A 21726-nucleotide genomic window follows, 5' to 3' on the forward strand; every position below is an offset into this window, starting at 1 on the left:
TTGTCAAATCCATCATTAATCATGCGCAGCGCTTGAAACACACTAACGTTGAATAAGCGGTTGTACTTTATTATCAATGGCTTCCCGTGCCCGGAAGATACGAGAACGAACAGTGCCGACAGGGCAATCCATAATCACGGCAATCTCTTCGTAGCTCAATCCATCTAATTCACGCAGCGTAATTGCCAGGCGCAAATCTTCCGGTAACAACTCAATAGTACGGAAAACAATACTTCTTAGCTCATCTGACAACATTAAATTCTCAGGGTTCGATATTTCTTTCAATGCGCCCGCATTTTCATAGTTCTCAGCGTCATTGGCATCGATATCACTGGAAGGCGGACGTCGGCCCTGAGCAACCAGATAGTTCTTCGCCGTATTCACCGCAATCCGGTACAGCCATGTGTAAAAAGCGCTATCGCCGCGAAATGATTCCAATGCACGATACGCTTTGATAAACGATTCCTGTACCACATCGGGTACATCCCCTTGAGGTACATAACGGGATACCAGGCTCGCTACCTTATGCTGGTAGCGAATAACCAGTAAATTAAACGATTTTTGGTCGCCCTTCTGAACCCTCTCTACCAGGACTTGATCTGCCAGCTGCTCGCTCATCCGAGGTAATATCTCCTCAAACCGTTCTCCACACGTAAAATAGTACTGCCAGCCATTATAGTTGTACCCAGAGCAAGCACTAGCTTAGAGTCAATGCATGACACAAAGTTCCGGGTAGTCAATTTTCTGTACTTACCGTTGTTTAACCGTGCCCACAACGCATTCGCGCCAGTACGCAAGGTTTTTTCATTTATCATGATGATACCGGGCCGATAATACGATAAATCCATAGCATTAGCACGGCCCACCCCTCCTGGGATCGGGTATTTATACATCTTTACAGGGCGATAAAAATCAATACATGGATAAAACATTGAGTGCTACCATCGGTTTTCCTCTCCTTTCTTACGTTGACGATACGAACATGCAACCGACCACTGAATACTCCTGTGATGTATTGATCATTGGCAGCGGCGCTGCCGGGCTATCTCTCGCTCTTCGCCTGGCTTCTCAGGCAAACGTTACCGTTCTCAGTAAAGGCCCGCTTAATGAAGGGTCGACTTTCTATGCCCAGGGCGGTATTGCGGCGGTTTTTGATGAGACCGACAGTATCGACTCACATATTGAAGACACATTAATCGCGGGTGATGGATTGTGCGAGCGTGAAGCCGTGGAGTTCATTGCCAGCAATGCCAAAAACTGTGTGCAATGGCTGATCGATCAGGGCGTGCTATTCGATACGGAAACCAGCACCAGCGGTGAAGAGCGCTATCACCTTACCCGCGAAGGGGGGCATAGCCATCGCCGGATCTTACATGCGGCTGACGCAACCGGGAAAGAAGTAGAAAATACGTTGGTGCAAAAAGCCCAGTCTCATCCCAATATCCATATTATGGAACGCTGTAACGCCGTCGATTTGATCACTTCCAATAAACTGGGTCTGCCGGGAACCCGGCGGATTGTAGGCGCATACATCTGGAATCGTGAACGGGAAGTGGTCGAGTCCTGTCGGGCGAAAACCGTCGTTCTCGCCACCGGCGGCGCATCCAAAGTGTATCAATACACCACTAACCCGGATATTTCATCCGGCGATGGCATTGCCATGGCATGGCGTGCGGGATGCCGGGTGGCCAACCTGGAGTTTAATCAGTTTCACCCAACCTGCTTATTCCACCCGCAGGCGCGCAACTTCCTGTTGACCGAAGCCCTGCGTGGAGAGGGGGCTTATCTGAAGCGCCCAGATGGCAGTCGTTTCATGCCTGATTTCGATCCCAGAGGCGAACTCGCCCCGCGGGATGTCGTCGCCAGAGCGATTGACCACGAAATGAAACGCCTGGGTGCTGACTGTATGTATCTGGATATCAGCCACAAACCCGCGGAGTTTGTTAAACAGCATTTTCCCACCATCTATGAAAAACTGTTATCGCTGGGCATCGATATTACCTGTGACGCCATCCCTATAGTCCCCGCCGCACACTACACCTGCGGCGGCGTGATGGTCGATCAGCACGGACGAACCGATCTCGACGGGCTGTATGCCATCGGTGAAGTAAGCTATACCGGGCTGCACGGCGCAAACCGCATGGCATCGAATTCCTTATTGGAGTGCCTGGTATACGGTTGGTCTGCGTCAGAAGATATCCTGCAACGCCTGCCACAAATCAAGCCTATTAAGAAACTGCCCGCCTGGGATGAAAGCCAGGTCGACAATTCGGACGAACAAGTTGTTATCCAGCATAACTGGCATGAACTAAGGCTATTTATGTGGGACTATGTCGGGATCGTGCGCACCACAAAACGGCTGGAACGGGCATTACACCGCATTACTCTGCTTCAACAGGAAATTGATGAGTATTACTCACATTTTCGTATTTCCAATAATTTGCTGGAGTTACGCAATCTGGTACAGGTGGCAGAGCTAATTGTTCGCTGTGCGCTGGAAAGAAAAGAAAGCCGCGGATTGCATTACACCCTTGATTATCCAAACCAGTTCGATGCCCCTAAACCCACAATCCTTGCCCCATAGCGCGTCCCTTTTATGTAGGTTCCTGATAACAGGAACCTACATAAATAGATAAAAACGCTTTGTCAGCGCCTGAAAATCAGCAGAGTAGTGATGATCCGTATCACGTATCGCCAACTGCTGCGCCTGGCTGCCTCCGGATTGCCGTGATAACGCCAGCAGGGTGCGATGCGCAGGCCGTGAATGATATTCGCTTACGTCCGTGCGCCGGCGGATAAACCAGCCCTGCTGCTGCGCCAGCAGAATAAAACCGCCAGCGACCTGTATGGGTAATACCACGCAGAACATGCCATCGGGAGTGATCAGACGCCGCACACAGTCAAGAAGGGTCTCATGCGTCAGCGCAGTGGTATAACGGGCCTGAGCCCTCTGCACCGAACCGCAGGCGACACCGGGTGTGAAATAAGGAGGGTTACTGATAATCAGTGGATAACTTGCCGTTCTGGCCGCAGCGAAACTCACAATGTCATCAACGTAAACCGTCATACGCTCAGACCACGGAGACGCGGCGATATTTTCACCAGCCTGACAACCTGCCGCAGTATCCAGCTCAACCGCATCAATCTGAACATCATGATTAGTCCGCTGAGCCAGCATCAGTGCGATCAAGCCAGAGCCACAGCCAATATCCAATGCCCGCGACACGCCGGAAACCGGCGCCCAAGCCCCCAGCAATATGCCATCGGTTCCCACCTTCATGGCACAGCGATCGTGCGCGACAAAAAACTGTTTGAAGGTAAATCCATCACGACGCAGTGTCGGCTTATTATCAGATTGCTCACTCATTATTATTCGTTCCAGATTAAAACCGTCGTAGCATAGGATAAACATCCATACAGTAAAAGCGCGGTTGTCTGTTTAAACAGGTGAAGAACCCGGCTAATGCGTCTATAATCAGCGCCCCAAACAGAGGTAGACCATGACAGCAACAAATTTTTCCGAGCTAGATCTTGATGACAGCCTGTTAGACGCCCTGCGCGATATGGGTTATGAACGTCCGACGGCAATCCAGTCGGCGGCAATCCCACCCGCAATGGATGGCCGCGATGTGCTGGGTTCAGCGCCGACAGGCACGGGTAAAACCGCAGCCTACCTGCTGCCGGTCTTGCAGCATCTGTTAGATTTTCCTCGTAAAAAATCCGGGCCGCCTCGTATTCTGATCTTAACGCCGACACGTGAACTGGCCATGCAGGTTGCCGATCAGGCGCGCATCATGGCGGCACACACCCACCTGGACATCGCCACCATTACCGGCGGGGTGGCTTACATGAACCATGCCGAAGTGTTCAGCGAAAATCAGGATGTCGTGGTTGCAACAACGGGCCGTCTGCTTCAGTACATTAAAGAAGAAAACTTCGACTGTCGCGCAGTAGAAACCCTGATTCTGGATGAAGCAGACAGAATGTTGGATATGGGGTTCGCACAGGATATTGAGCATATTGCTGGCGAAACCCGCTGGCGCAAACAGACTCTGCTGTTTTCCGCCACGTTGGAAGGCCAGGCGATTAAAGACTTTGCCGAGCGTTTGCTGAATGATCCCGTTGAAGTTGAAGCCGATCCCTCACGCCGCGAACGTAAAAAAATTCTGCAATGGTACTACCGTGCCGACGATATCAAACACAAAACGGCTCTGCTTTGCCACCAGTTGAAACAACCGGAGGCTACCCGCTCAATCGTTTTCGTGCGTAAGCGTGAGCGAGTGCATGAGTTGGTTGCCTGGTTACGTGAAGCCGGGATTGCCGCCTGCTATCTTGAAGGTGAAATGGTACAGGCCAAGCGTAACGAAGCGATTAAACGTCTGAGCGACGGACGAGTGAACGTTCTGGTGGCGACTGATGTTGCCGCACGTGGTATAGACATCAATGACGTCAGCCACGTATTCAACTTTGACCTGCCGCGTACTGCGGATACTTATCTCCACCGTATTGGACGCACCGGTCGTGCGGGCCGTAAAGGCTGTGCCATCTCTTTTGTCGAGGCACACGATCATCTGCTGCTTGGCAAAATCAGCCGTTACTTAAATGAACCGCTCAAACCCCGCATTGTTGAAGAGCTTCGCCCAACCACCAAAGCGCCAAGCGTCAAAACCACGGGCAAGCCATCCAAGAAAGCGTTGGCCAAGCGGAAAGAAAAGAAAGACAAAGACAAAGAGAAGGTCAAGGTGAAAGTACGTCACCGGGATAGCAAAAACATCGGTAAACGTCGCCAGCCGGTCACAAAAGCAGATGAACCTGCTGGCCGTGAATAAAACCAGAGATGCAAAAAAGGGAGCCGTGGCTCCCTTTGTTTTAACCAATTGTTTTAAATCACAATTTCTGATAAAGCCAAAATGAATATTTACAAACTTTCAGTAAAAGTACGGGTGATAACGTCACGCTGCTGCTCTGGCGTCAAAGAGTTAAAACGTACAGCATAACCAGAAACACGGATAGTCAACTGCGGATATTTTTCCGGATGTTGAACCGCATCTTCCAGTGTTTCCCGACGCAACACGTTAACATTCAGATGTTGACCGCCTTCCACCCGTACTTCTGGTTTGATTTCCAACGGTACTTCACGATATTCGATCTGGCCCAAATCGCTCACCGGAACGATTTGATCCTCGCTATAAACGGATTTTGCACAGACACAACGTGCCTGAGATTTTTCTTCGTCCAGCAACCAGAAAGAATTGATCAGAGCGCTGTTGCTCGCCTTGGTGATTTGAATACCAGTAACCATTATTGCCTCCGTAAAACGGCATGTTATTGTCTTAATTTAAAATCGCTATCAGCAACAAACTGCCGTCAGTTTTTAACGTTCGAATAAAATCAACTGAATCTGATCCTTTATATACCAGTACAATGATGGCGGAACTTTGATTTAAATCAATTTTAAAACCCCACACAATCAAGCAACCCAGACAATTTATTGTTTTATATCAAATTTACCAGTCACCCTGAGTAAAAATAATTTTGTAAATTTTCAATTTTTTTTAAAGCAATCAATAACTCTGCCTATTTTCCTGCCGTAACGGTTTTACCTCGGCACAATTGAACGGTAAGCTATTGGCAATAAAATTCACCCTATGGACAGAGAGTGTATGATGGCGACTTCCCTAACCTGGCATGACGTACTGGCACAAGAAAAACAGCAGCCATACTTTATTAATACGCTTGAATTCGTTGGCAAAGAACGTGCAGCCGGAAAAACCATTTACCCCCCACAGAAAGATGTCTTTAATGCTTTCCGCTTTACCGAACTTCATCAGGTCAAAGTGGTTATCCTTGGTCAGGATCCCTATCACGGCCCTAACCAGGCGCATGGACTCTCCTTTTCCGTTCGTCCAGGCGTTCCCGCGCCGCCGTCACTGGTCAATATTTATAAAGAACTGGCCAATGACATACCCGGCTTTGAAATCCCACGGCATGGTTTCCTGCAAAGCTGGGCTGAACAAGGGGTGCTATTGCTAAACACGGTGTTAACCGTTGAGGCCGGTCAGGCTCATTCACATGCCAATCTGGGTTGGGAAACCTTTACCGACCGCGTTATCGCAGCATTGAATGAAAAACGGGAAGGCATTGTCTTTTTACTGTGGGGGTCGCACGCGCAGAAAAAAGGTAACATTATTAACCGCCAGCGCCATCACATACTGAAAGCGCCACACCCTTCCCCTTTGTCAGCCCATCGCGGTTTCCTGGGATGTAAACACTTTTCCCAGGCCAACCAATTCCTTGAGCAACAAGGAATTGCCCCGATAGACTGGACGCCGCGTCTGCCAGAGAATCAGTAAAGATACACTGCCTTCAGACGGTGAGGGCAGAAGATCAGCGTGTTTTAAATATGGGGATAATATAAAAAGGAAAAGATATATTGATTTGGTGGAGCTAAGCGGGATCGAACCGCTGACCTCTTGCATGCCATGCAAGCGCTCTCCCAGCTGAGCTATAGCCCCACAAATGTGGAATGTTCGTGGTGCAGAAACCAAACATGAACAAGTTTGGTGGAGCTAAGCGGGATCGAACCGCTGACCTCTTGCATGCCATGCAAGCGCTCTCCCAGCTGAGCTATAGCCCCGTTTCTGACAGGCAGTATCCCTGCGAACGGGTCGCATAATATGAAACCCGCATACCCGTGTCAACGGCTAAATCTTTTTATGAGGTTAACCGCTGAAAAAGACGCCAAACATGCTGTCATTCAGAGAAAAATGGTAACTGGAGCATCAGATACCATGCATTTTTTACCCTTAAAAACCCCGGGAAATTTGGAGCCGGGGGTTTTGTTTATCACGGTAAATTTAGCAACGGCGGTTATTGCTGGGCTTCACGTTCCGCAATAAATGCCAACGCGTTATCAATACGCGCCAGCGAACGCTGCTGACCAACAGCCTGTACCGTAACATCAACACCGGGAGATTGCCCTGCCCCGGTTACGGCCACACGCAGCGGCATACCAACCTTACCCATGCCTTGTCCCAGTTCATCGGCGGTTCCCTGAATAGCATGATGAATGTTTTCTGCCGTCCACTCAGTGATAGCTGACAACTTCGCACGTACCCGTTCAAGCGGCTGACGAGCGACTGGGCGCAAATGTTTCTTCGCTGCATCGGCATCAAACTGATCAAAGTCTTCATAGAAATAACGGCAGGAAGCCGCAATCTCTTTCAGGGTTTTGCAGCGTTCGCCCAGTAAGGTAACCAGTTCGCTAAGTTGCGGGCCGGTACGCGTATCAATGCCTGCCTGTTCAATATGCCACGCCAGATGGGTTGCCACGTATTCTGCCGGCAGGTGATTAATATAATGGTGATTCAACCATTGTAGCTTTTCGGTATTGAATGCACTGGCGGATTTGCTGATGGCATCTAATGAGAACAGCACTTTCATTTCCTCAATAGAGAAGATTTCCTGATCGCCAGAAGACCATCCCAAACGAACCAGATAGTTGAGCAAGGCTTCTGGCAGATAACCGTCGTCACGATACTGCATTACACCAACCGCACCGTGACGTTTGGACAGTTTCTTACCATCGTCACCCAGAATCATGGAAACATGCGCATATTCCGGTACTGGCGCACCCAATGCTTTCAAGATATTGATTTGACGGGGAGTATTGTTGATATGGTCTTCACCACGAATCACATGCGTAATTTCCATATCCCAGTCATCAATCACCACACAAAAGTTATAGGTCGGTGAGCCATCGGTACGGCGGATGATCAAATCATCCAGCTCCTGATTGCTGAACTCAATCGAACCACGGATGCGATCGTTAAAGATAACGGAGCCATCCTGCGGGTTACGAAAACGCACCACGTGAGGTTCATCATCGGAGTGATGTTCATGGGAATCACGACAATGGCCGTCATAGCGCGGCTTCTCGCCGTTCTCCATCTGCTTTTCACGCAACGCGTCCAGACGTTCTTTTGAGCAATAACATTTATAAGCCGTGTCGTTTTCCACCATCTGGTCAATCACAGCGTTATAACGGTCAAAGCGTTTGGTCTGATAATACGGACCTTCATCCCAATCAAGATTCAGCCAGTTCATGCCATCCATAATGGCATCGATCGCTTCCTGCGTAGAACGCTCCAGATCGGTATCTTCAATCCGCAATACAAACTCACCGTTTTGATGACGGGCGAATAGCCAGGAATAAAGTGCGGTGCGAGCGCCGCCGACGTGAAGATAGCCAGTTGGGCTGGGCGCGAAACGGGTTTTGATTTTCATTTGGGATTACAGCCTTTTTACGCAACCCATATCAGCTTATACCGACATGGGTTCAAATAACAAAAGTGGACAACATTCTATCATTCTGCCCCGATTCCTCAACGCTGTAACGTGCCACACCAGGGTTTATTACTTGCTGAAGTGAATAAGGGAGCATCGCTTACAGGCAGAAACAAGACGCCCTGCCTAATTTTACAACGAACAACCATTTTACTTTTAAAAAGCGTTGACTCACTTTCAACTATCCCTATAATGCGACTCCACACAGCGGGGGTGATTAGCTCAGCTGGGAGAGCACCTCCCTTACAAGGAGGGGGTCGGCGGTTCGATCCCGTCATCACCCACCACTCTTTTAGAGTGAAGCGTTGTGTAAAGTAAGAAGAAGTGAGATTGGGTGATTAGCTCAGCTGGGAGAGCACCTCCCTTACAAGGAGGGGGTCGGCGGTTCGATCCCGTCATCACCCACCAATCTCATGCCAGCGGTCTTCTTGCTGCAAGTGAAGTCCAGAAGTGGGTGATTAGCTCAGCTGGGAGAGCACCTCCCTTACAAGGAGGGGGTCGGCGGTTCGATCCCGTCATCACCCACCACTTCTGCGGGTCGTTAGCTCAGTCGGTAGAGCAGTTGACTTTTAATCAATTGGTCGCAGGTTCGAATCCTGCACGACCCACCAATATCCGTAAATTTTTACCTTCCTGAAATAAATCCACCTTATTCTTATGTTGCGCGTGTCGTGCGGGTGAGAACCTGCGTTCAGGTTCGAGCCGAGCGAAGCGAGACAGCAACGCGTCAGCGTTGACCCCGAAGGGGCGAGGCCAAAGGCCGAGTCATCCTGCACGACCCACCAATATCCGCAAAGTTTTACCTTCCTGAAATAAATCCACCTTATTCTTATGTTGCGCGTGTCGTTTTCTTACACAGCAAGTACTGCGATTGCTTTTTCAACACTGCTGGCAATATAACGTTACTCTGCAAATACTTACCTCTACCAATATCTTATTTTGCCCGTTTCAGCAAAAAACGCCCTGATAAGAGCGTTTTTATAAGTTTTATGCCATAAACAGATCAGACAACCATCAGATTTCCCAGTCATGATTATAGCGTTTCGGTTTGAACTGGATAACATCCCCTTTTTGCAAACCATGCAGACTCAGATCGTCTTTTGCAACTTCAGCTTCTATCAGTTCCTGTTGATTACCAATCTTCAATGACAAACGGGTTAATGCACCCAACGGGCGAATATCACGAACAATGACCGGCTGATAGCCTTCCTGAGCCTGAACAGACAACGCCACTTCATGTGGACGAAACAGGATGGTTTCTTCAGTCTGTTCAATCTTCAGAAGATTACTGTCGCCCAGGAAGTGATAAACAAATTCACTGGCCGGGTGATTATAAACTTCATCAGGCGAACCAATTTGTTCAATGACGCCTTTATTCATCAGAACGATACGATCGGCAACTTCCATCGCTTCTTCCTGATCGTGAGTGACAAACACCGACGTCAGATTGATATCCTCATGCAACCGGGATAACCAGCGACGCAGTTCCTTGCGCACTTTGGCATCCAGCGCGCCAAAGGGTTCATCCAACAACAGAATACTTGGCTCGACAATCAACGCTCTGGCCAGAGCGATACGCTGACGCTGACCACCGGACAACTGTTCGGGATAGCGATCCGCCAGCCAGTCCAGTTGCACCAGATTGAGCAATTCATGGACTTTCCGTTCAATGTCTCGTTTCGACGGGCGGATATTTTTCGGCTTCATCCGCAGCCCAAACGCCACGTTGTCAAACACCGTCATGTGGCGAAATAAGGCATAGTGCTGAAAAACAAATCCCACATTACGCTTGCGCACGTCGTGAACCGAAACATCCTCACCATGAAAAATAATGTTGCCGCTGTCTGGCTGTTCCAAACCGGCGATAATGCGCAATAACGTGGTTTTACCACATCCAGACGGCCCCAGCAGCGCCACCAGTTCGCCACTCTGAATGGCCAGATTGATTTGATTCAGGGCCTGGAACTGACCAAATTGTTTATTAATATTGCGGATCTCAATGCTCATTTTTGGTCAACTCCTGTTGTTTCTGTATTTGCTTCGTCAGGCGGCTCTCGCTCCACTGGCGTAATAGAAGAACGACCAGCGACATCACCAATAGCAGTATGGCGACGCTAAAAGCAGCGACGATATTGTATTCGTTATAAAGAATTTCGATATGCAGCGGCAGCGTGTTGGTCAACCCACGGATATGCCCGGAGATAACGGATACGGCCCCGAACTCCCCCATTGCCCTGGCGGTACACAGCACCACGCCATAAATTAGTGCCCACTTCACATTAGGCAGCGTGATATGCCAGAACATCTGCCAACCGTTAGCGCCCAGCAGCCTGGCGGCCTCTTCTTCCTGTGAACCCTGCTGCTCCATCAACGGAATTAATTCACGGGCCACATAAGGCAGCGTGACGAAAATGGTCGCCAGCACAATCCCCGGCACCGCGTAAACGATTTCCAGATTATGGGCGGTCAGGAACGGATACAGTTTACTCTGCGCCCCAAACAGCAGGACATAGACTAAACCGGCAACCACGGGCGATACAGAAAAAGGTAAATCAATTAACGCCAGCAAAAAACTTTTACCGCGGAATTCAAATTTAGTCACACACCATGCGGTTGCAAGACCAAAGACGACGTTGAGCGGAACCGAAATCACCGTTGCCAGTAATGTCAGTTTCAACGCGGAGATCGCATCGGGTTCGGTAATGGCATCCCAGAATGCCACAAGGCCATTGTCCAATCCTTGCGTAACCACCATGAGCAACGGCAAAACTAAAATCAGGAAAAAAACGATCCACGCCAGAGATACTAAAACGTAGTACGTTGCAGGCTTTTTTTTGGATTTTGTTGCACGGGCCTGAGCGGAAATAACCTGTTCCATCACGACATGCCTTACAGTTTCGGTTGAATGCGGCGCTGCAATAAATTAATCAACAGCAACATAATGAAAGAAACCAGCAACATAAACACACCAATCCCGGTGGCGCCTTTATAATCATACTGATCGAGTTTAGAGACGATCAGCAGCGGCAAAATTTCTGTTTTAAAAGGAATATTACCGGCGATAAACACCACTGAACCGTACTCCCCCACACCACGGGCAAACGCCAGAGCAAAACCGGTTAACCAGGCTGGAAGCAATGCAGGAATCAAAACATGACGGAACACTTGCAGTGGACGCGCACCCAGACAGGCTGCCGCTTCCTCGATTTCTTTGGGAATATCGGCAAGAACAGGCTGCAATGTCCTGACGACAAATGGCAAAGTAACAAAAATCAATGCCAGCGTAATACCAATGCTGGTGTAAGCAATTTTAAAGGGAAACAACGAACCAATCAGGCCATTCGGCGCATAAAGGGCCGTTAGCGCAATACCCGCCACGGCGGTCGGCAAGGCAAAGGGCATATCGATCATCGCATCGATGATCTTGCGACCGGGAAAGGTATAACGCACTAACACCCATGCCAACAGCGTTCCCAGAATACCGTTGATAAAGGCGGCCATCAGCGCCGTACCAAAAGAAAGCTGAAGAGAGAAAAGCACTTGTCGGCTGGTAATCAGTTCCCAGAACTGTACCAACGTCAATTGGCTGGCATAAAGAAACATACCGGCCAGCGGAATGAGTACAATCAACCCTAAATAACTCAGGCTGAAACCTAAAGTTAATCCGAAACCGGGAATTACCGAGGAAGAACGTTGTGACATACCGTGCCTTTAATAGTCATGCTCAGAGATTCTGGCTAATTATAGCGTGCCGACGAATCAAAGCCGCTGAAAACAGCGGCTTACCAATGCCAACAAAAAAAGAATTGTTAATTACTTATTGATTTCCTGAAATATTTTATCGAATACACCGCCATCGTTGAAGAAAGTATCCTGTGCGGCTTTCCAGCCCCCGAAATCTTTATCAATGGTCACCAGCTTCACGGTGGCGAACTGATCTTTAAATTCTTCGGCAATGCTGGCATTACGCGGACGGTAAAAGTTTTTACCGATAATCCGTTGCGCTTCATCGCTATAAAGGTATTGCAGATACGCTTCCGCCTGTTTCCGCGTTCCTTTACGTTCCACTACCTTGTCAACCACCGCGACCGGAGGTTCAGCCAGAATAGACAGTGATGGCGTGACAATTTCAAGCTGATCGCCGCCCTGCTCTTTCAGGGACAGGTAGGCTTCGTTTTCCCAGGCCAGCAGAACATCGCCCAGTTGGCGTTGAACAAAGCTGATCGTCGAGCCACGGGCGCCAGTATCCAGCACCGGCGCATTGCGATACAACTCGGTGACAAACTTCAGCGCCGTTTCATCATTACCGCCGGGTTGTGCCTTGGCATAAGCCCAGGCCGCCAGGAAATTCCAGCGGGCGCCGCCAGAGGTTTTCGGGTTTGGCGTAATCACTTCAACGCCCGGTTTCACCAGATCGTCCCAGTCTTTAATCTGTTTTGGATTCCCTTTTCTCACCAGAAAAACGATGGTGGAAGTATAAGGCGTACTGTTATCAGGTAAGCGCGCTTGCCACTTCGGATCGATAATTTGTTGATTCAGATTAAGCGCATCAATATCCCCGGCCAGCGCCAGCGTCACGACATCAGCCTGTAAGCCGTCGATAACTGAACGGGCCTGCTTACCTGAGCCACCATGCGAATTCTTGATCGAAATATCTTCACCCGTGGTCGCTTTCCAATGCTTGATAAACGCGGCGTTATATTGTTGATACAATTCACGGGTAGGATCGTAAGAAACATTCAATAATTCTGTTGCCGCAGAGGCAATGCCAGAAAACAATAGCGTTGCCGTAGCAAGAGATAATCCCAGACGACGTATTGACATCATTATCACTCCCTAAAATTGACAGTATTTATTCCCGCCCAGAACATTATATCGCCCCAGGATAACGGGTTAATGGGTTATCATTCCTGACGTTTTGCATCAGTTGGACTCAAAAAAATAACGATGAATGCGACTGATTAGCGCGGCTTGCACAGAGATATCAGACCGACAACATGGAAGTGACAATAGAGGATATGGGAAAGTGGCAAAAATACTGTTTCGCGATAATTTATACTCTCGCGTTATATTGTTAATCGTTATGTAATAGTTTTCAATCTAAGTAAATGATATTGCCGGAGCGGTCTGCGCTGCCCCCTACTCTGCGTTGTCAGTGTTTATTCTTCTTCATCCAGTTGCAGAGCAACGTACAGCAGCAGACGATCGTCGAAATTACCCAGATCTACCCCGGTAAGCTCAGAGATACGATTAAGACGATACTCCAGCGTGTTGCGATGAATGAATAATGCTTTTGCCGTCGCGCCGGGTTGGACATTATTGCGGAACCAGGCGCTCAATGTCCGGCGTAACAGGCCATTGCCGTCCATTACCTTAAGTTTGGTCAAGGGGCGTACCAGTTCATTCGCCTGCCAGCCACCCCGTAAACTATCCAGTAATACCGGCAACATTAAATCCTGATAATAATAGCAGCGTTGTGAAAGCATACGCTGCTTGCCGACGCTCATGGTTGTCCGGGCTGTGCGATAAGACCGGGCAATACTGCCGGGGCCGGAGAAGTAGTATCCCAGAGCCACACGTACCCGCAGGCGGCTGCTCTCCGTCATGCAGACCAGTTCGCCGTACTGACGTAACTGTCCGGGGTTGCCGGTCAGACCAATCACCCCGACAATTTCACCGTCAATACGCAGTGGCAGATTGATACCGGGACGAACACCGTGCAAATGAAGTGCAACCGCGTCGTCAATGTCGACAACCCGTCCCTGAGATAGCGCCAGCATTGCTCCCTCATGCAATTCACCCAAACGCTCCTGATCGCCGCTGCCAATGATCTTACCGCGTGCATCCATGACATTGATATTACTATCAATAATTTGCATTGTCCGTGCGACAATATCCTGTGCCATTTTGGCATTAAGATGATACGACGCCATTTCAACCTCGGAGGGGAATTGACAATTGCGCCAGCATAACGCCACGTTCTGCGCCGTACATTGTGCAAATTAACAAAGAACGAGGGGTTCACTTGAAACTGTGGAAGATCTCACAAAATGCAAACCGCGCAAAAGAGGGAGAGCCGGGTGCGTAACACCCGGCTTTAACAGAGTGGGATTATTGTGCCAGCAGATAAATATTGCTGTCGCCGCGGCGGATATTCAATGCCAGAACAGCGGGCTTGCTGTCCAGAATTTTACGCAGTTCGCCAAGATTCTGCACCGGCTGTTGGTTCACACCAAGGATGACGTCATCCTTTTTCAATCCAATTTTCGCCGCCGCTGAACCCGCTTTCACGTTATCGACTTTTACGCCTTTCTGATCATCTATTTGGGTATTGCTTAATTCGGCGCCTTCAATACCGGAATAGAGATTACCCGATGCAACCTGAGCCTGACTGCTTTGCTGTAGCGCCACATCCACCGTTAGCGGTTTGCCGTCACGTAATAAACCCAGCGACACTTTGCTGCCAACAGGCAATGAGCCAACCTGCGCCCGTAACGCGGCAAAGCTGCTTATCGCCTTGCCGTTCAACGATACAATCACGTCACCCGCTTTAACGCCCGCTTCAGCCGCGGCTGATTTCGGTTGCACCTGGCTGACAAAGGCACCGCGCTGCGCATCCACTTTCATCGCCTGCGCCAGTTCAGAATTCAGCTCTGTCCCGGTAATCCCCAGTTCGCCGCGTTTCACTTCACCAAACTCGACAATCTGAGCGACCAGACTTTTCACCATATTGCTGGGGATGGCAAAACCGATACCGATATTGCCGCCGTCTGGCGCCAGAATAGCGGTATTTAAACCGATCAATTCACCGTTAAGATTAAGCAATGCCCCACCGGAATTTCCCCGGTTGATGGCGGCATCGGTCTGAATAAAGTTTTCATAATTTTCAATATTCAACCCGCTGCGGCCCAGCGCCGATACAATCCCGGAGGTTGCCGTTTCCCCCAGGCCATAAGGGTTACCGATGGCGACAGTATAGTCACCAACGCGCAGTTGGTCGGAGTCAGCCATTTTGACCGCCGTCAGGTTCTTGAAATCTTTCAGTTGTATCAGCGCAACATCAGATCGGGGATCTTTGCCGATCACTTTGGCATCATATTTACGACCGTCATTAAGGCGTACCTGAATTTTGTCGGCGTTATCCACTACGTGATTATTGGTCACCACGTAGCCTTTTTCAGCATTGATGACCACACCGGCTCCCAGCGCCTGAAAATTTTGCTGGTTGGAGGGCTGCCCGTCCCCGTCATCATCGCCACCGTCCTGACACATCGGCGATCCCTGAAACGGTGAACCCTCCTGACAGAATGGGGAATCCTCACCAAAGAAAGGCTGTAGCTGCTGGGGAATTTTTTCTTTGGCAACGCGGGTATGTCCTTCCACATAGATACTGACAACCGCAGGCATGACTTTTTCCAGCATCGGCGCCAGGCTGGGAAGCGAATTCGTCGCAGATAAGGATGACACCGGCTCTGCCGCAGTGGTCACGCCAGCCCCCATCGTTATCGCCAGGCTTAACGTCAGTGCGCTTAGAACTAATAATTTTCTTTTCATGGGAAGATGTCTCATAGTAATCAACAGGCAAGTCTTACCGTCCGTGCCGTATAAGATAAATATGGCTCAACAAAGTTCATCAATGGAAGATGATGAAGCGTAAGAAAATATTGGTTCGCTTTACAAAAGTTATTATTCCGCCGCCATCAGCCGACGATACTCATCATAGGCATAAACATCGGTCATACCGCTGATATAATCCTGAATTAACCGGGCGCGGTAATAATATTCACGAATTTCCTGTTCTTCCTGGGATAAGTGTTGCAGCCCCTCAACAGCCTCCCGGTAAGCCATGCAATGTTTACTGGACAATTTATGATATAAACGCGTTTCAATCGGATAGCATTTGTGCCTGCTTTCCTTCACCAGTTGGCTGAAATCCTGATACGACATATCAAGCAGCGGACTATAGATATCCAGCAACCCCCGGATAACCCGATAGCCCTGAAGCTCCAGTTGCTCAACCTCGTGATGGTTAAATACGTACTTTAATGCAACATTTTTAAATATTTTCAATAAACAATTCTGTTCGCTTTCATCCTCCAGCAGCGCCTGATTAAACGCTCCGGTATAGATTTCCGGCAAATTATCAATAAAACGTTGCGAGGCATGTGGCACCAGCTTGGCCACCGTGTTAACCCGCAGATTCATAAAAAATTGATCATTAATGCTGCGCCACGGATGACGATTTTGGTTTTCGAAAGCCCGGCCCACGGTTTTACTGAATAAATCTCCCGGCTGAACCTCGCCCCAGGTCTGGTGCAGTCGCTCATAGAGCTGTTCAATCGTGAGAATATCTTTCTCTACCGCATCTTCTAAATCGGCAATGCAATAAGAAATATCGTCTGCCGCTTCCATAATGTAAGTCAGCGGATGGCGATGAAATTCCCCCATCGATAACTCTTCCCGCAGTGTGGTAACGAATGCTTCCTCAGCCAGATAATAACCCGGTTTTTTCATCAGGTAGTCGTACTGTGCGGGTACGTCGCCGCGCCAATAGGCCGGCCTGGTGTATTTTAAGATACAACCAACCTGTCCGTAGGTCAGATTCAGCTTGAGCAAGGTATGCACCATACGAATGCCCTGTGCATTGCCTTCAAAATGGCTTAAATCCTGGCGAATACGGCGTCGCAACTCGTCCAGACGGTCATCGCGCAGGCACAGCACGCCAACGTGGCAGCGGTCTGCCCGTTCAGAGACGCCGCCCTGATAGCTGACGTCCATCAACGCCCCGAACCAGTTATTAATCGCCGACTCGCCAAAATGACCGAAGGGAGGATTGCCAATGTCATGCATCAGGCACGCCATCTCCACCATACTTTCGAAAGGGGTTTGCAACTGGGCCAACCCCAGCGCTTCCAGCCGGTTATCCCGCTTCAGGCGCGCCAGAATATCTTTGGCGATATAACGCCCGACCTGCTGAACTTCCATGGAGTGCGTCAGGCGCGAACGAACTGCGGCATTACGTTCCAGCGGGAAAACCTGGGTTTTTTGCTGTAGGCGGCGAATGGCGGCGGAGTTGATGATGCGTCCGCGATCGCTCTCAAACTGACGCACAATGGAATATTCATCCTCGGCGGTAATCGGCTTACTGCTGAGAGGCCGCTGAAAACTCATTTTTTTCGCAAAATCAATACCGGACATAGGATTCTCCATTGAGTGCCGCTGCATCACCGTCTCCATTTAACCCCGTCAGCCATGATAGACTAGCCGACGTGATACTTATGCTATTTATAACAAAATTTGTGGGGAACACTATGAAAGTCGGCATTATCGGCGCTATGGAACAAGAAGTTACCTTACTGCGCGATCGGATCGAAAACCGTCAAACCTTACAGCGTGCAGGTTGCGAAATCTACAGTGGTCAGTTAAATGGTGTCGATGTCGCGTTATTGAAGTCCGGTATCGGTAAAGTTTCCGCCGCTCTGGGCACCACCATATTGCTGGATCACTATCAGCCAGACGTGGTGATTAACACCGGTTCGGCAGGCGGGCTTGCCGCCACGCTGAAGGTCGGCGATATTGTGATATCCAATGAGGTTCGCTATCACGATGCCGATGTCACCGCCTTTGGTTATGAGCCAGGGCAGATGGCTGGCTGCCCGGCGGCGTTTATTGCCGATGAGGATTTAATTACGCTGGCGCAGGATGCCATTGCAAAACTTCAGTTGAATGCGGTGCGCGGTCTGGTGGTCAGTGGTGACGCATTCATTAACGGCGCGGAACCGCTGGCTCGTATCCGAGGCACTTTCCCTCAGGCTATCGCGGTAGAGATGGAAGCCACCGCCATTGCCCATGTTTGTCATCAGTTTTCCGTGCCTTTCGTCATTGTACGGGCGATTTCCGATGTCGCCGATCAGGTGTCTCACCTGAGCTTTGATGAGTTTCTGGCAGTTGCGGCCCAGCAATCCACCCGCATGGTGGAAACCATGCTACAGACACTGGCAGAACGCCGGTAATCATGAAACAGCGACTCCTCTGGCTGTTGGGACTTCTGTTGCTTTCGGCGGTTAGCGCGGCTGAGGCGGTGCCTCAGCGCGTGATAAGCCTGGCGCCCCATGCAACCGAAATGGCTTACGCCGCCGGTATGGGAACACAGTTAGTGGCGGTCAGCAGTTGGTCTGACTATCCCCCGGAAGCCCAAAAGCTGGAGCAGGTTGCCTCCTGGCAGGGCATTAACCTTGAACGTATCCTCGCGTTAAAACCCGACCTGATTCTGGCCTGGCGTGAAGGCAATCCGCAACGACCACTGGAACAGCTAGCCAATTTTGGTATTCCCGTGGTTTATCTGGATCCCAAAACACTTGACGATATTCCGGGCGCCCTGATGCTGCTGGCACAATACAGTTCGCATCCCGAGCAGGCGGAACAAACCGCCGCCGCGCTTCGTCAGCGCCTCGTGGCCCTCAGACAACGCTACGCGGCGAATCAGCCGCATCGAGTTTTTATCCAGTTTGGTTCCCAGCCGCTATTCACCTCAGCGAAAGGTACGTTGCAAAGCCAGGTGGTGGCGTTGTGCGGCGCTCAGAATATTTTCAGCGACAGCCCGGTTCCCTGGCCGCAGGTCAGCCGCGAGCAGGTGCTGATGCGTGAACCGCAAGTCATTATTATTAGCGGCTCGCCCGATGCCATTGCCAATACACAGGCTTTTTGGCGCCCCCAACTGTCGGTGCCGGTGATGGTGGTCAATGAAGACTGGTTTAATCGAAGCGGCCCCCGGTTATTACTGGCGGCGGAACAAATCTGCCGGCAATTAGACGAATTGAAAAAAACTGATTAGCACATTAACCCTCACTGTTTCCACAACGCGACTTTGCCGGTAATATCGCCGCAGCAGCGGAAATAAAAACAACCCGCCGACGAAAACATCATCTGTGATATAGGCAATTTTTGCGCCGAAATCGGCGCTTTTAACACCAGGTAAACTGAAAATGAAATATGCGTTGTTTAGCGCAGGCCTGCTTCTGGCGGTCTGTGGCGCAGCTTATGCGGAAAATAGCAGTGGGCGCATTAATGTCCAACTGACTATTCATCCTTCATGCGCAGTTGAGTCGCTGTTTAACCAATACCAGATGGCCTGTAATATCGCTTCCGTGTCTCAGCCTAAAATAACCGAGTCGTGCATACCGATCGAACAGACAACCATATCAGCGGCCAAAACAGAAAACAGTGTGGAAACGCGGCTAATTACCGTTGAGTGGTAAGCCACCCGGCATTCCCCCGGAAGAAGGCATCTACCGTTGAAGGTAAAAAAACCGTGCAGCCATTCAGTTGCACGGGTTTTATGGTTTCTGGCAGGTGAATCAGATACTGAAAGAAGACCCGCAGCCACAAGTTGTTTTGGCATTCGGGTTAGTCACGATAAAGCGTGAACCTTCCAGGCCTTCAGTGTAATCGACCGAGCCGCCCACCAGATATTGCAGGCTCATCGGGTCAACCACCAGCGCAACGCCCTGCTTCTCGATGGTCATATCGCCTTCGTTAATCTGATCATCAAAAGTAAAACCGTATTGGAAGCCACTGCAACCGCCCCCGGTGATATAAACCCGCAGTTTCAGCTCAGGGTTTTCTTCATCAGCAACCAGGAGTTTCACCTTTTTCGCCGCTGCATCAGTAAATTGCAGTGGCAATGCTACATCGTCGCTCATATTTTTACTCCCAACTCAATGCTTATCAGGTGATACACATGCTCACCCAATCATACTCTCATTATCCAATAGCGGGTTAAAACGTTCAAGATTTGACATTGATTGACCAATTAATCCCCATATTATGCAGCCACAGCGCCAGTTGTCCCGGTATTCTCACCGGGCAGACGCATTAAGTTTTCAGGCATGATAGCAGCACAACGATTTCATAACGGTGGTCAGTTTATTAGAATGGCATCACTTTCCACGACAAACGCAAAGTCAGGGCACTTAATGAACAAATCTGAAAGTCTGTATGCGGCGGCGCAGCAACTCATACCGGGCGGCGTCAATTCGCCGGTTCGTGCGTTTAACGGCGTTGGCGGCGTTCCCCTGTTTATCGAACGGGCAGACGGCGCCTATCTTTATGATGTTGATGGTAAATCCTATATCGATTACGTTGGATCCTGGGGCCCAATGGTGCTGGGGCATAATCACCCGGCCATTCGCGAAGCGGTGATCGCCGCGGTCAAGCGCGGGTTGAGCTTTGGCGCCCCGACGGAAATGGAAGTGCAGATGGCGCAGCTGGTGACGTCACTGGTGCCGACCATCGACATGGTGCGTATGGTCAACTCCGGCACCGAAGCGACCATGAGTGCGATCCGGCTGGCGCGGGGTTTTACCGGGCGCGACAAAATCATCAAATTCGAAGGCTGCTACCACGGCCATGCCGACTGTCTGCTGGTGAAAGCCGGTTCCGGCGCCCTGACGCTGGGCCAGCCGAATTCACCCGGCGTACCGGCGGATTTCGCCCGCCACACGCTGACCTGCACCTACAACGATCTGGCCTCGGTGCGTTCCGCCTTTGAACAATACCCGGAGGAGATAGCCACCGTTATCGTCGAACCCGTCGCCGGCAATATGAACTGCGTGCCGCCGCTGCCGGAATTCCTGCCGGGGCTGCGGGCGCTGTGCGACGAATTCGGCGCCTTATTGATCATTGATGAAGTGATGACCGGATTTCGCGTTGCGCTGGCGGGCGCACAGGCTCACTACGGCGTGGTGCCTGATTTGACCTGTCTGGGTAAAATTATCGGCGGCGGTATGCCTGTCGGGGCGTTTGGCGGCCGGCGCGAGGTGATGCAAGCGCTGGCCCCCACCGGTCCGGTTTATCAGGCCGGAACCTTATCCGGCAATCCAATTGCTATGGCCGCAGGCTTTGCCTGTCTTACTGAAGTCGCCAAACCCGGCGTACATCAAAAACTGACCGAACTGACCGAACAGCTTACCGCCGGGCTGTCGGCGGCGGCGAAAGCGGCCAATATTCCGTTGGTGATCAATCAGGCCGGAGGAATGTTTGGGCTATTCTTCACCGATGCCGGGCGCGTCACCTGCTATCAGGAAGTCATGACGAGCGACGTAGACCGTTTCAAGCGCTTCTTCCACATGATGCTGGAAGAAGGCATTTACCTGGCGCCTTCCGCCTTCGAAGCCGGTTTTATGTCTCTGGCCCACAGCCAGCAGGATATTGAGCGCACTATCGAAGCCGCACATCATTCTTTTGCCCGGCTGTAAAGCGGCCTGAGTTTTTCTCTGTTTTCCAACGGCGCCCTCTCTCTGGCGCCGTCTTTTTCGCGGGAATATCTGAAATTATTTTCTTTCAGGGATGACAACGCACGCCAAATAATTTATCAATAAA

The 21726-nt window shown here is 50.3% G+C and carries 19 protein-coding genes, 6 tRNA genes and 1 other RNA gene; 12 read left to right on the forward strand and 14 right to left on the reverse strand.

Translation table 11 applies throughout. From position 1 onward, the window contains the following. Positions 1-42: 42 nt before the first annotated feature. Positions 43-618 (reverse strand): RNA polymerase sigma factor RpoE, encoded by a 576-nt coding sequence (gene rpoE / locus BIY29_RS12940; protein WP_121575530.1) that lies wholly within the window; start codon positions 616-618, stop codon positions 43-45. Positions 619-982: 364 nt separating this feature from the next. On the opposite strand from rpoE, the gene nadB reads away from it, so the two are divergent. After that, complete coding sequence (gene nadB, locus BIY29_RS12950) at positions 983-2584, forward strand: L-aspartate oxidase (protein ID WP_121575562.1); 1602 nt, start codon at positions 983-985, stop codon at positions 2582-2584. A 36-nt stretch (positions 2585-2620) separates the two neighbouring features. Here nadB and trmN read toward each other — a convergent pair whose 3' ends face one another. Continuing rightward, the gene (gene trmN, locus BIY29_RS12955) at positions 2621-3367 is read right to left on the reverse strand and encodes a tRNA(1)(Val) (adenine(37)-N(6))-methyltransferase TrmN (RefSeq protein ID WP_121575532.1); all 747 of its coding nucleotides are present in this window, start codon (positions 3365-3367) and stop codon (positions 2621-2623) included. A gap of 133 nt (positions 3368-3500) precedes the next feature. Between trmN and srmB the strand changes: the two genes are divergently transcribed. Further along, a complete protein-coding gene (gene srmB, locus BIY29_RS12960; RefSeq protein WP_121575533.1) occupies positions 3501-4829 on the forward strand; it encodes an ATP-dependent RNA helicase SrmB in 1329 nt (442 codons plus the stop codon). Positions 4830-4918: 89 nt separating this feature from the next. Here srmB and grcA read toward each other — a convergent pair whose 3' ends face one another. After that, complete coding sequence (gene grcA, locus BIY29_RS12965; RefSeq protein ID WP_121575534.1) at positions 4919-5302, reverse strand: autonomous glycyl radical cofactor GrcA; 384 nt, start codon at positions 5300-5302, stop codon at positions 4919-4921. 364 nt (positions 5303-5666) lie between these two features. Here grcA and ung point away from each other — a divergent pair, with 364 nt between their 5' ends. Beyond that, complete coding sequence (gene ung / locus BIY29_RS12970; protein ID WP_121575535.1) at positions 5667-6353, forward strand: uracil-DNA glycosylase; 687 nt, start codon at positions 5667-5669, stop codon at positions 6351-6353. Between the two features lie 86 nt (positions 6354-6439). On the opposite strand, the gene BIY29_RS12975 is transcribed toward ung, so the two are convergent. The 3 genes from BIY29_RS12975 to gltX form a co-directional block, all read right to left on the reverse strand. Next, positions 6440-6515, reverse strand: a tRNA-Ala gene (locus tag BIY29_RS12975). A gap of 46 nt (positions 6516-6561) precedes the next feature. After that, positions 6562-6637 (reverse strand) — tRNA-Ala (locus BIY29_RS12980). Positions 6638-6870: 233 nt separating this feature from the next. Beyond that, positions 6871-8286 (reverse strand): glutamate--tRNA ligase, encoded by a 1416-nt coding sequence (gene gltX, locus BIY29_RS12985; protein WP_121575536.1) that lies wholly within the window; start codon positions 8284-8286, stop codon positions 6871-6873. A gap of 271 nt (positions 8287-8557) precedes the next feature. Between gltX and BIY29_RS12990 the strand changes: the two genes are divergently transcribed. From BIY29_RS12990 to BIY29_RS13010, 5 genes are all read left to right on the forward strand, one after another. Continuing rightward, a tRNA-Val gene (locus BIY29_RS12990) sits at positions 8558-8633 on the forward strand. A 45-nt stretch (positions 8634-8678) separates the two neighbouring features. Then, a tRNA-Val gene (locus BIY29_RS12995) sits at positions 8679-8754 on the forward strand. Positions 8755-8798: 44 nt separating this feature from the next. Beyond that, a tRNA-Val gene (locus BIY29_RS13000) sits at positions 8799-8874 on the forward strand. A 7-nt stretch (positions 8875-8881) separates the two neighbouring features. Further along, positions 8882-8957, forward strand: a tRNA-Lys gene (locus BIY29_RS13005). Between the two features lie 46 nt (positions 8958-9003). Beyond that, a non-coding RNA gene (locus BIY29_RS13010) (RtT sRNA) lies at positions 9004-9131 on the forward strand. A 229-nt stretch (positions 9132-9360) separates the two neighbouring features. Here the strand turns inward: BIY29_RS13010 and BIY29_RS13015 are convergent. The 7 genes from BIY29_RS13015 to dgt form a co-directional block, all read right to left on the reverse strand. Then, complete coding sequence (locus tag BIY29_RS13015; RefSeq protein WP_121575537.1) at positions 9361-10353, reverse strand: sulfate/molybdate ABC transporter ATP-binding protein; 993 nt, start codon at positions 10351-10353, stop codon at positions 9361-9363. Then, the gene (gene cysW, locus BIY29_RS13020) at positions 10343-11224 is read right to left on the reverse strand and encodes a sulfate ABC transporter permease subunit CysW (RefSeq protein WP_121575538.1); all 882 of its coding nucleotides are present in this window, start codon (positions 11222-11224) and stop codon (positions 10343-10345) included. The genes BIY29_RS13015 and cysW overlap by 11 nt, the downstream gene beginning before the upstream one ends. Positions 11225-11235: 11 nt before the next feature. Next, positions 11236-12048: a sulfate ABC transporter permease subunit CysT gene (gene cysT, locus BIY29_RS13025; RefSeq protein WP_121575539.1), complete on the reverse strand. Its 813-nt coding sequence runs from the start codon at positions 12046-12048 to the stop codon at positions 11236-11238. A gap of 111 nt (positions 12049-12159) precedes the next feature. Then, on the reverse strand, positions 12160-13164 hold the full coding sequence (locus BIY29_RS13030) for a sulfate ABC transporter substrate-binding protein (protein ID WP_420808420.1): 1005 nt from the start codon (positions 13162-13164) through the stop codon (positions 12160-12162). 341 nt (positions 13165-13505) lie between these two features. Beyond that, positions 13506-14279: a sugar diacid recognition domain-containing protein gene (locus BIY29_RS13035; protein ID WP_121575540.1), complete on the reverse strand. Its 774-nt coding sequence runs from the start codon at positions 14277-14279 to the stop codon at positions 13506-13508. A gap of 178 nt (positions 14280-14457) precedes the next feature. Beyond that, the gene (gene degP, locus BIY29_RS13040) at positions 14458-15900 is read right to left on the reverse strand and encodes a serine endoprotease DegP (protein WP_121575541.1); all 1443 of its coding nucleotides are present in this window, start codon (positions 15898-15900) and stop codon (positions 14458-14460) included. 132 nt (positions 15901-16032) lie between these two features. Next, the gene (gene dgt / locus BIY29_RS13045; protein WP_121575542.1) at positions 16033-17544 is read right to left on the reverse strand and encodes a dGTPase; all 1512 of its coding nucleotides are present in this window, start codon (positions 17542-17544) and stop codon (positions 16033-16035) included. Between the two features lie 113 nt (positions 17545-17657). Here dgt and mtnN point away from each other — a divergent pair, with 113 nt between their 5' ends. The 3 genes from mtnN (at position 17658) to BIY29_RS13060 (ending at position 19604) form a co-directional block, all read left to right on the forward strand. Further along, positions 17658-18359, forward strand: coding sequence for a 5'-methylthioadenosine/S-adenosylhomocysteine nucleosidase (mtnN, locus tag BIY29_RS13050; protein ID WP_121575543.1), 702 nt, complete (start codon positions 17658-17660; stop codon positions 18357-18359). Between the two features lie 2 nt (positions 18360-18361). After that, positions 18362-19180 (forward strand): vitamin B12 ABC transporter substrate-binding protein BtuF, encoded by an 819-nt coding sequence (btuF, locus tag BIY29_RS13055; RefSeq protein WP_121575544.1) that lies wholly within the window; start codon positions 18362-18364, stop codon positions 19178-19180. 151 nt (positions 19181-19331) lie between these two features. Next, positions 19332-19604, forward strand: a complete 273-nt coding sequence (locus BIY29_RS13060) for a hypothetical protein (RefSeq protein ID WP_121575545.1) — start codon at positions 19332-19334, stop codon at positions 19602-19604. 99 nt (positions 19605-19703) lie between these two features. Here the strand turns inward: BIY29_RS13060 and erpA are convergent, their stop codons facing one another. Then, positions 19704-20048 carry an iron-sulfur cluster insertion protein ErpA gene (gene erpA, locus BIY29_RS13065; RefSeq protein WP_121575546.1) on the reverse strand — a complete coding sequence of 115 codons (345 nt, stop codon included), beginning with the start codon at positions 20046-20048 and terminating at the stop codon, positions 19704-19706. 273 nt (positions 20049-20321) lie between these two features. Here erpA and hemL point away from each other — a divergent pair, with 273 nt between their 5' ends. Further along, on the forward strand, positions 20322-21602 hold the full coding sequence (hemL, locus tag BIY29_RS13070) for a glutamate-1-semialdehyde 2,1-aminomutase (protein ID WP_121575547.1): 1281 nt from the start codon (positions 20322-20324) through the stop codon (positions 21600-21602). The last annotated feature ends 124 nt before the right edge of the window (positions 21603-21726 follow it).

It is taken from the genome of Brenneria alni (genome assembly GCF_003666245.1).
Classification (GTDB): Bacteria; Pseudomonadota; Gammaproteobacteria; order Enterobacterales; family Enterobacteriaceae; genus Brenneria; species Brenneria alni.

Bases quoted from the DNA above. Each gene is read 5' to 3' on its own strand.
- rpoE (WP_121575530.1), bottom strand. From the start codon at position 618: ATGAGCGAGCAGCTGGCAGATCAAGTCCTGGTAGAGAGGGTTCAGAAG.
- nadB (WP_121575562.1), top strand. From the start codon at position 983: ATGCAACCGACCACTGAATACTCCTGTGATGTATTGATCATTGGCAGC.
- trmN (WP_121575532.1), bottom strand. From the start codon at position 3,367: ATGAGTGAGCAATCTGATAATAAGCCGACACTGCGTCGTGATGGATTT.
- srmB (WP_121575533.1), top strand. From the start codon at position 3,501: ATGACAGCAACAAATTTTTCCGAGCTAGATCTTGATGACAGCCTGTTA.
- grcA (WP_121575534.1), bottom strand. From the start codon at position 5,302: ATGGTTACTGGTATTCAAATCACCAAGGCGAGCAACAGCGCTCTGATC.
- ung (WP_121575535.1), top strand. From the start codon at position 5,667: ATGGCGACTTCCCTAACCTGGCATGACGTACTGGCACAAGAAAAACAG.
- gltX (WP_121575536.1), bottom strand. From the start codon at position 8,286: ATGAAAATCAAAACCCGTTTCGCGCCCAGCCCAACTGGCTATCTTCAC.
- BIY29_RS13015 (WP_121575537.1), bottom strand. From the start codon at position 10,353: ATGAGCATTGAGATCCGCAATATTAATAAACAATTTGGTCAGTTCCAG.
- cysW (WP_121575538.1), bottom strand. From the start codon at position 11,224: ATGGAACAGGTTATTTCCGCTCAGGCCCGTGCAACAAAATCCAAAAAA.
- cysT (WP_121575539.1), bottom strand. From the start codon at position 12,048: ATGTCACAACGTTCTTCCTCGGTAATTCCCGGTTTCGGATTAACTTTA.
- BIY29_RS13035 (WP_121575540.1), bottom strand. From the start codon at position 14,279: ATGGCGTCGTATCATCTTAATGCCAAAATGGCACAGGATATTGTCGCA.
- degP (WP_121575541.1), bottom strand. From the start codon at position 15,900: ATGAAAAGAAAATTATTAGTTCTAAGCGCACTGACGTTAAGCCTGGCG.
- dgt (WP_121575542.1), bottom strand. From the start codon at position 17,544: ATGTCCGGTATTGATTTTGCGAAAAAAATGAGTTTTCAGCGGCCTCTC.
- mtnN (WP_121575543.1), top strand. From the start codon at position 17,658: ATGAAAGTCGGCATTATCGGCGCTATGGAACAAGAAGTTACCTTACTG.
- btuF (WP_121575544.1), top strand. From the start codon at position 18,362: ATGAAACAGCGACTCCTCTGGCTGTTGGGACTTCTGTTGCTTTCGGCG.
- BIY29_RS13060 (WP_121575545.1), top strand. From the start codon at position 19,332: ATGAAATATGCGTTGTTTAGCGCAGGCCTGCTTCTGGCGGTCTGTGGC.
- erpA (WP_121575546.1), bottom strand. From the start codon at position 20,048: ATGAGCGACGATGTAGCATTGCCACTGCAATTTACTGATGCAGCGGCG.
- hemL (WP_121575547.1), top strand. From the start codon at position 20,322: ATGAACAAATCTGAAAGTCTGTATGCGGCGGCGCAGCAACTCATACCG.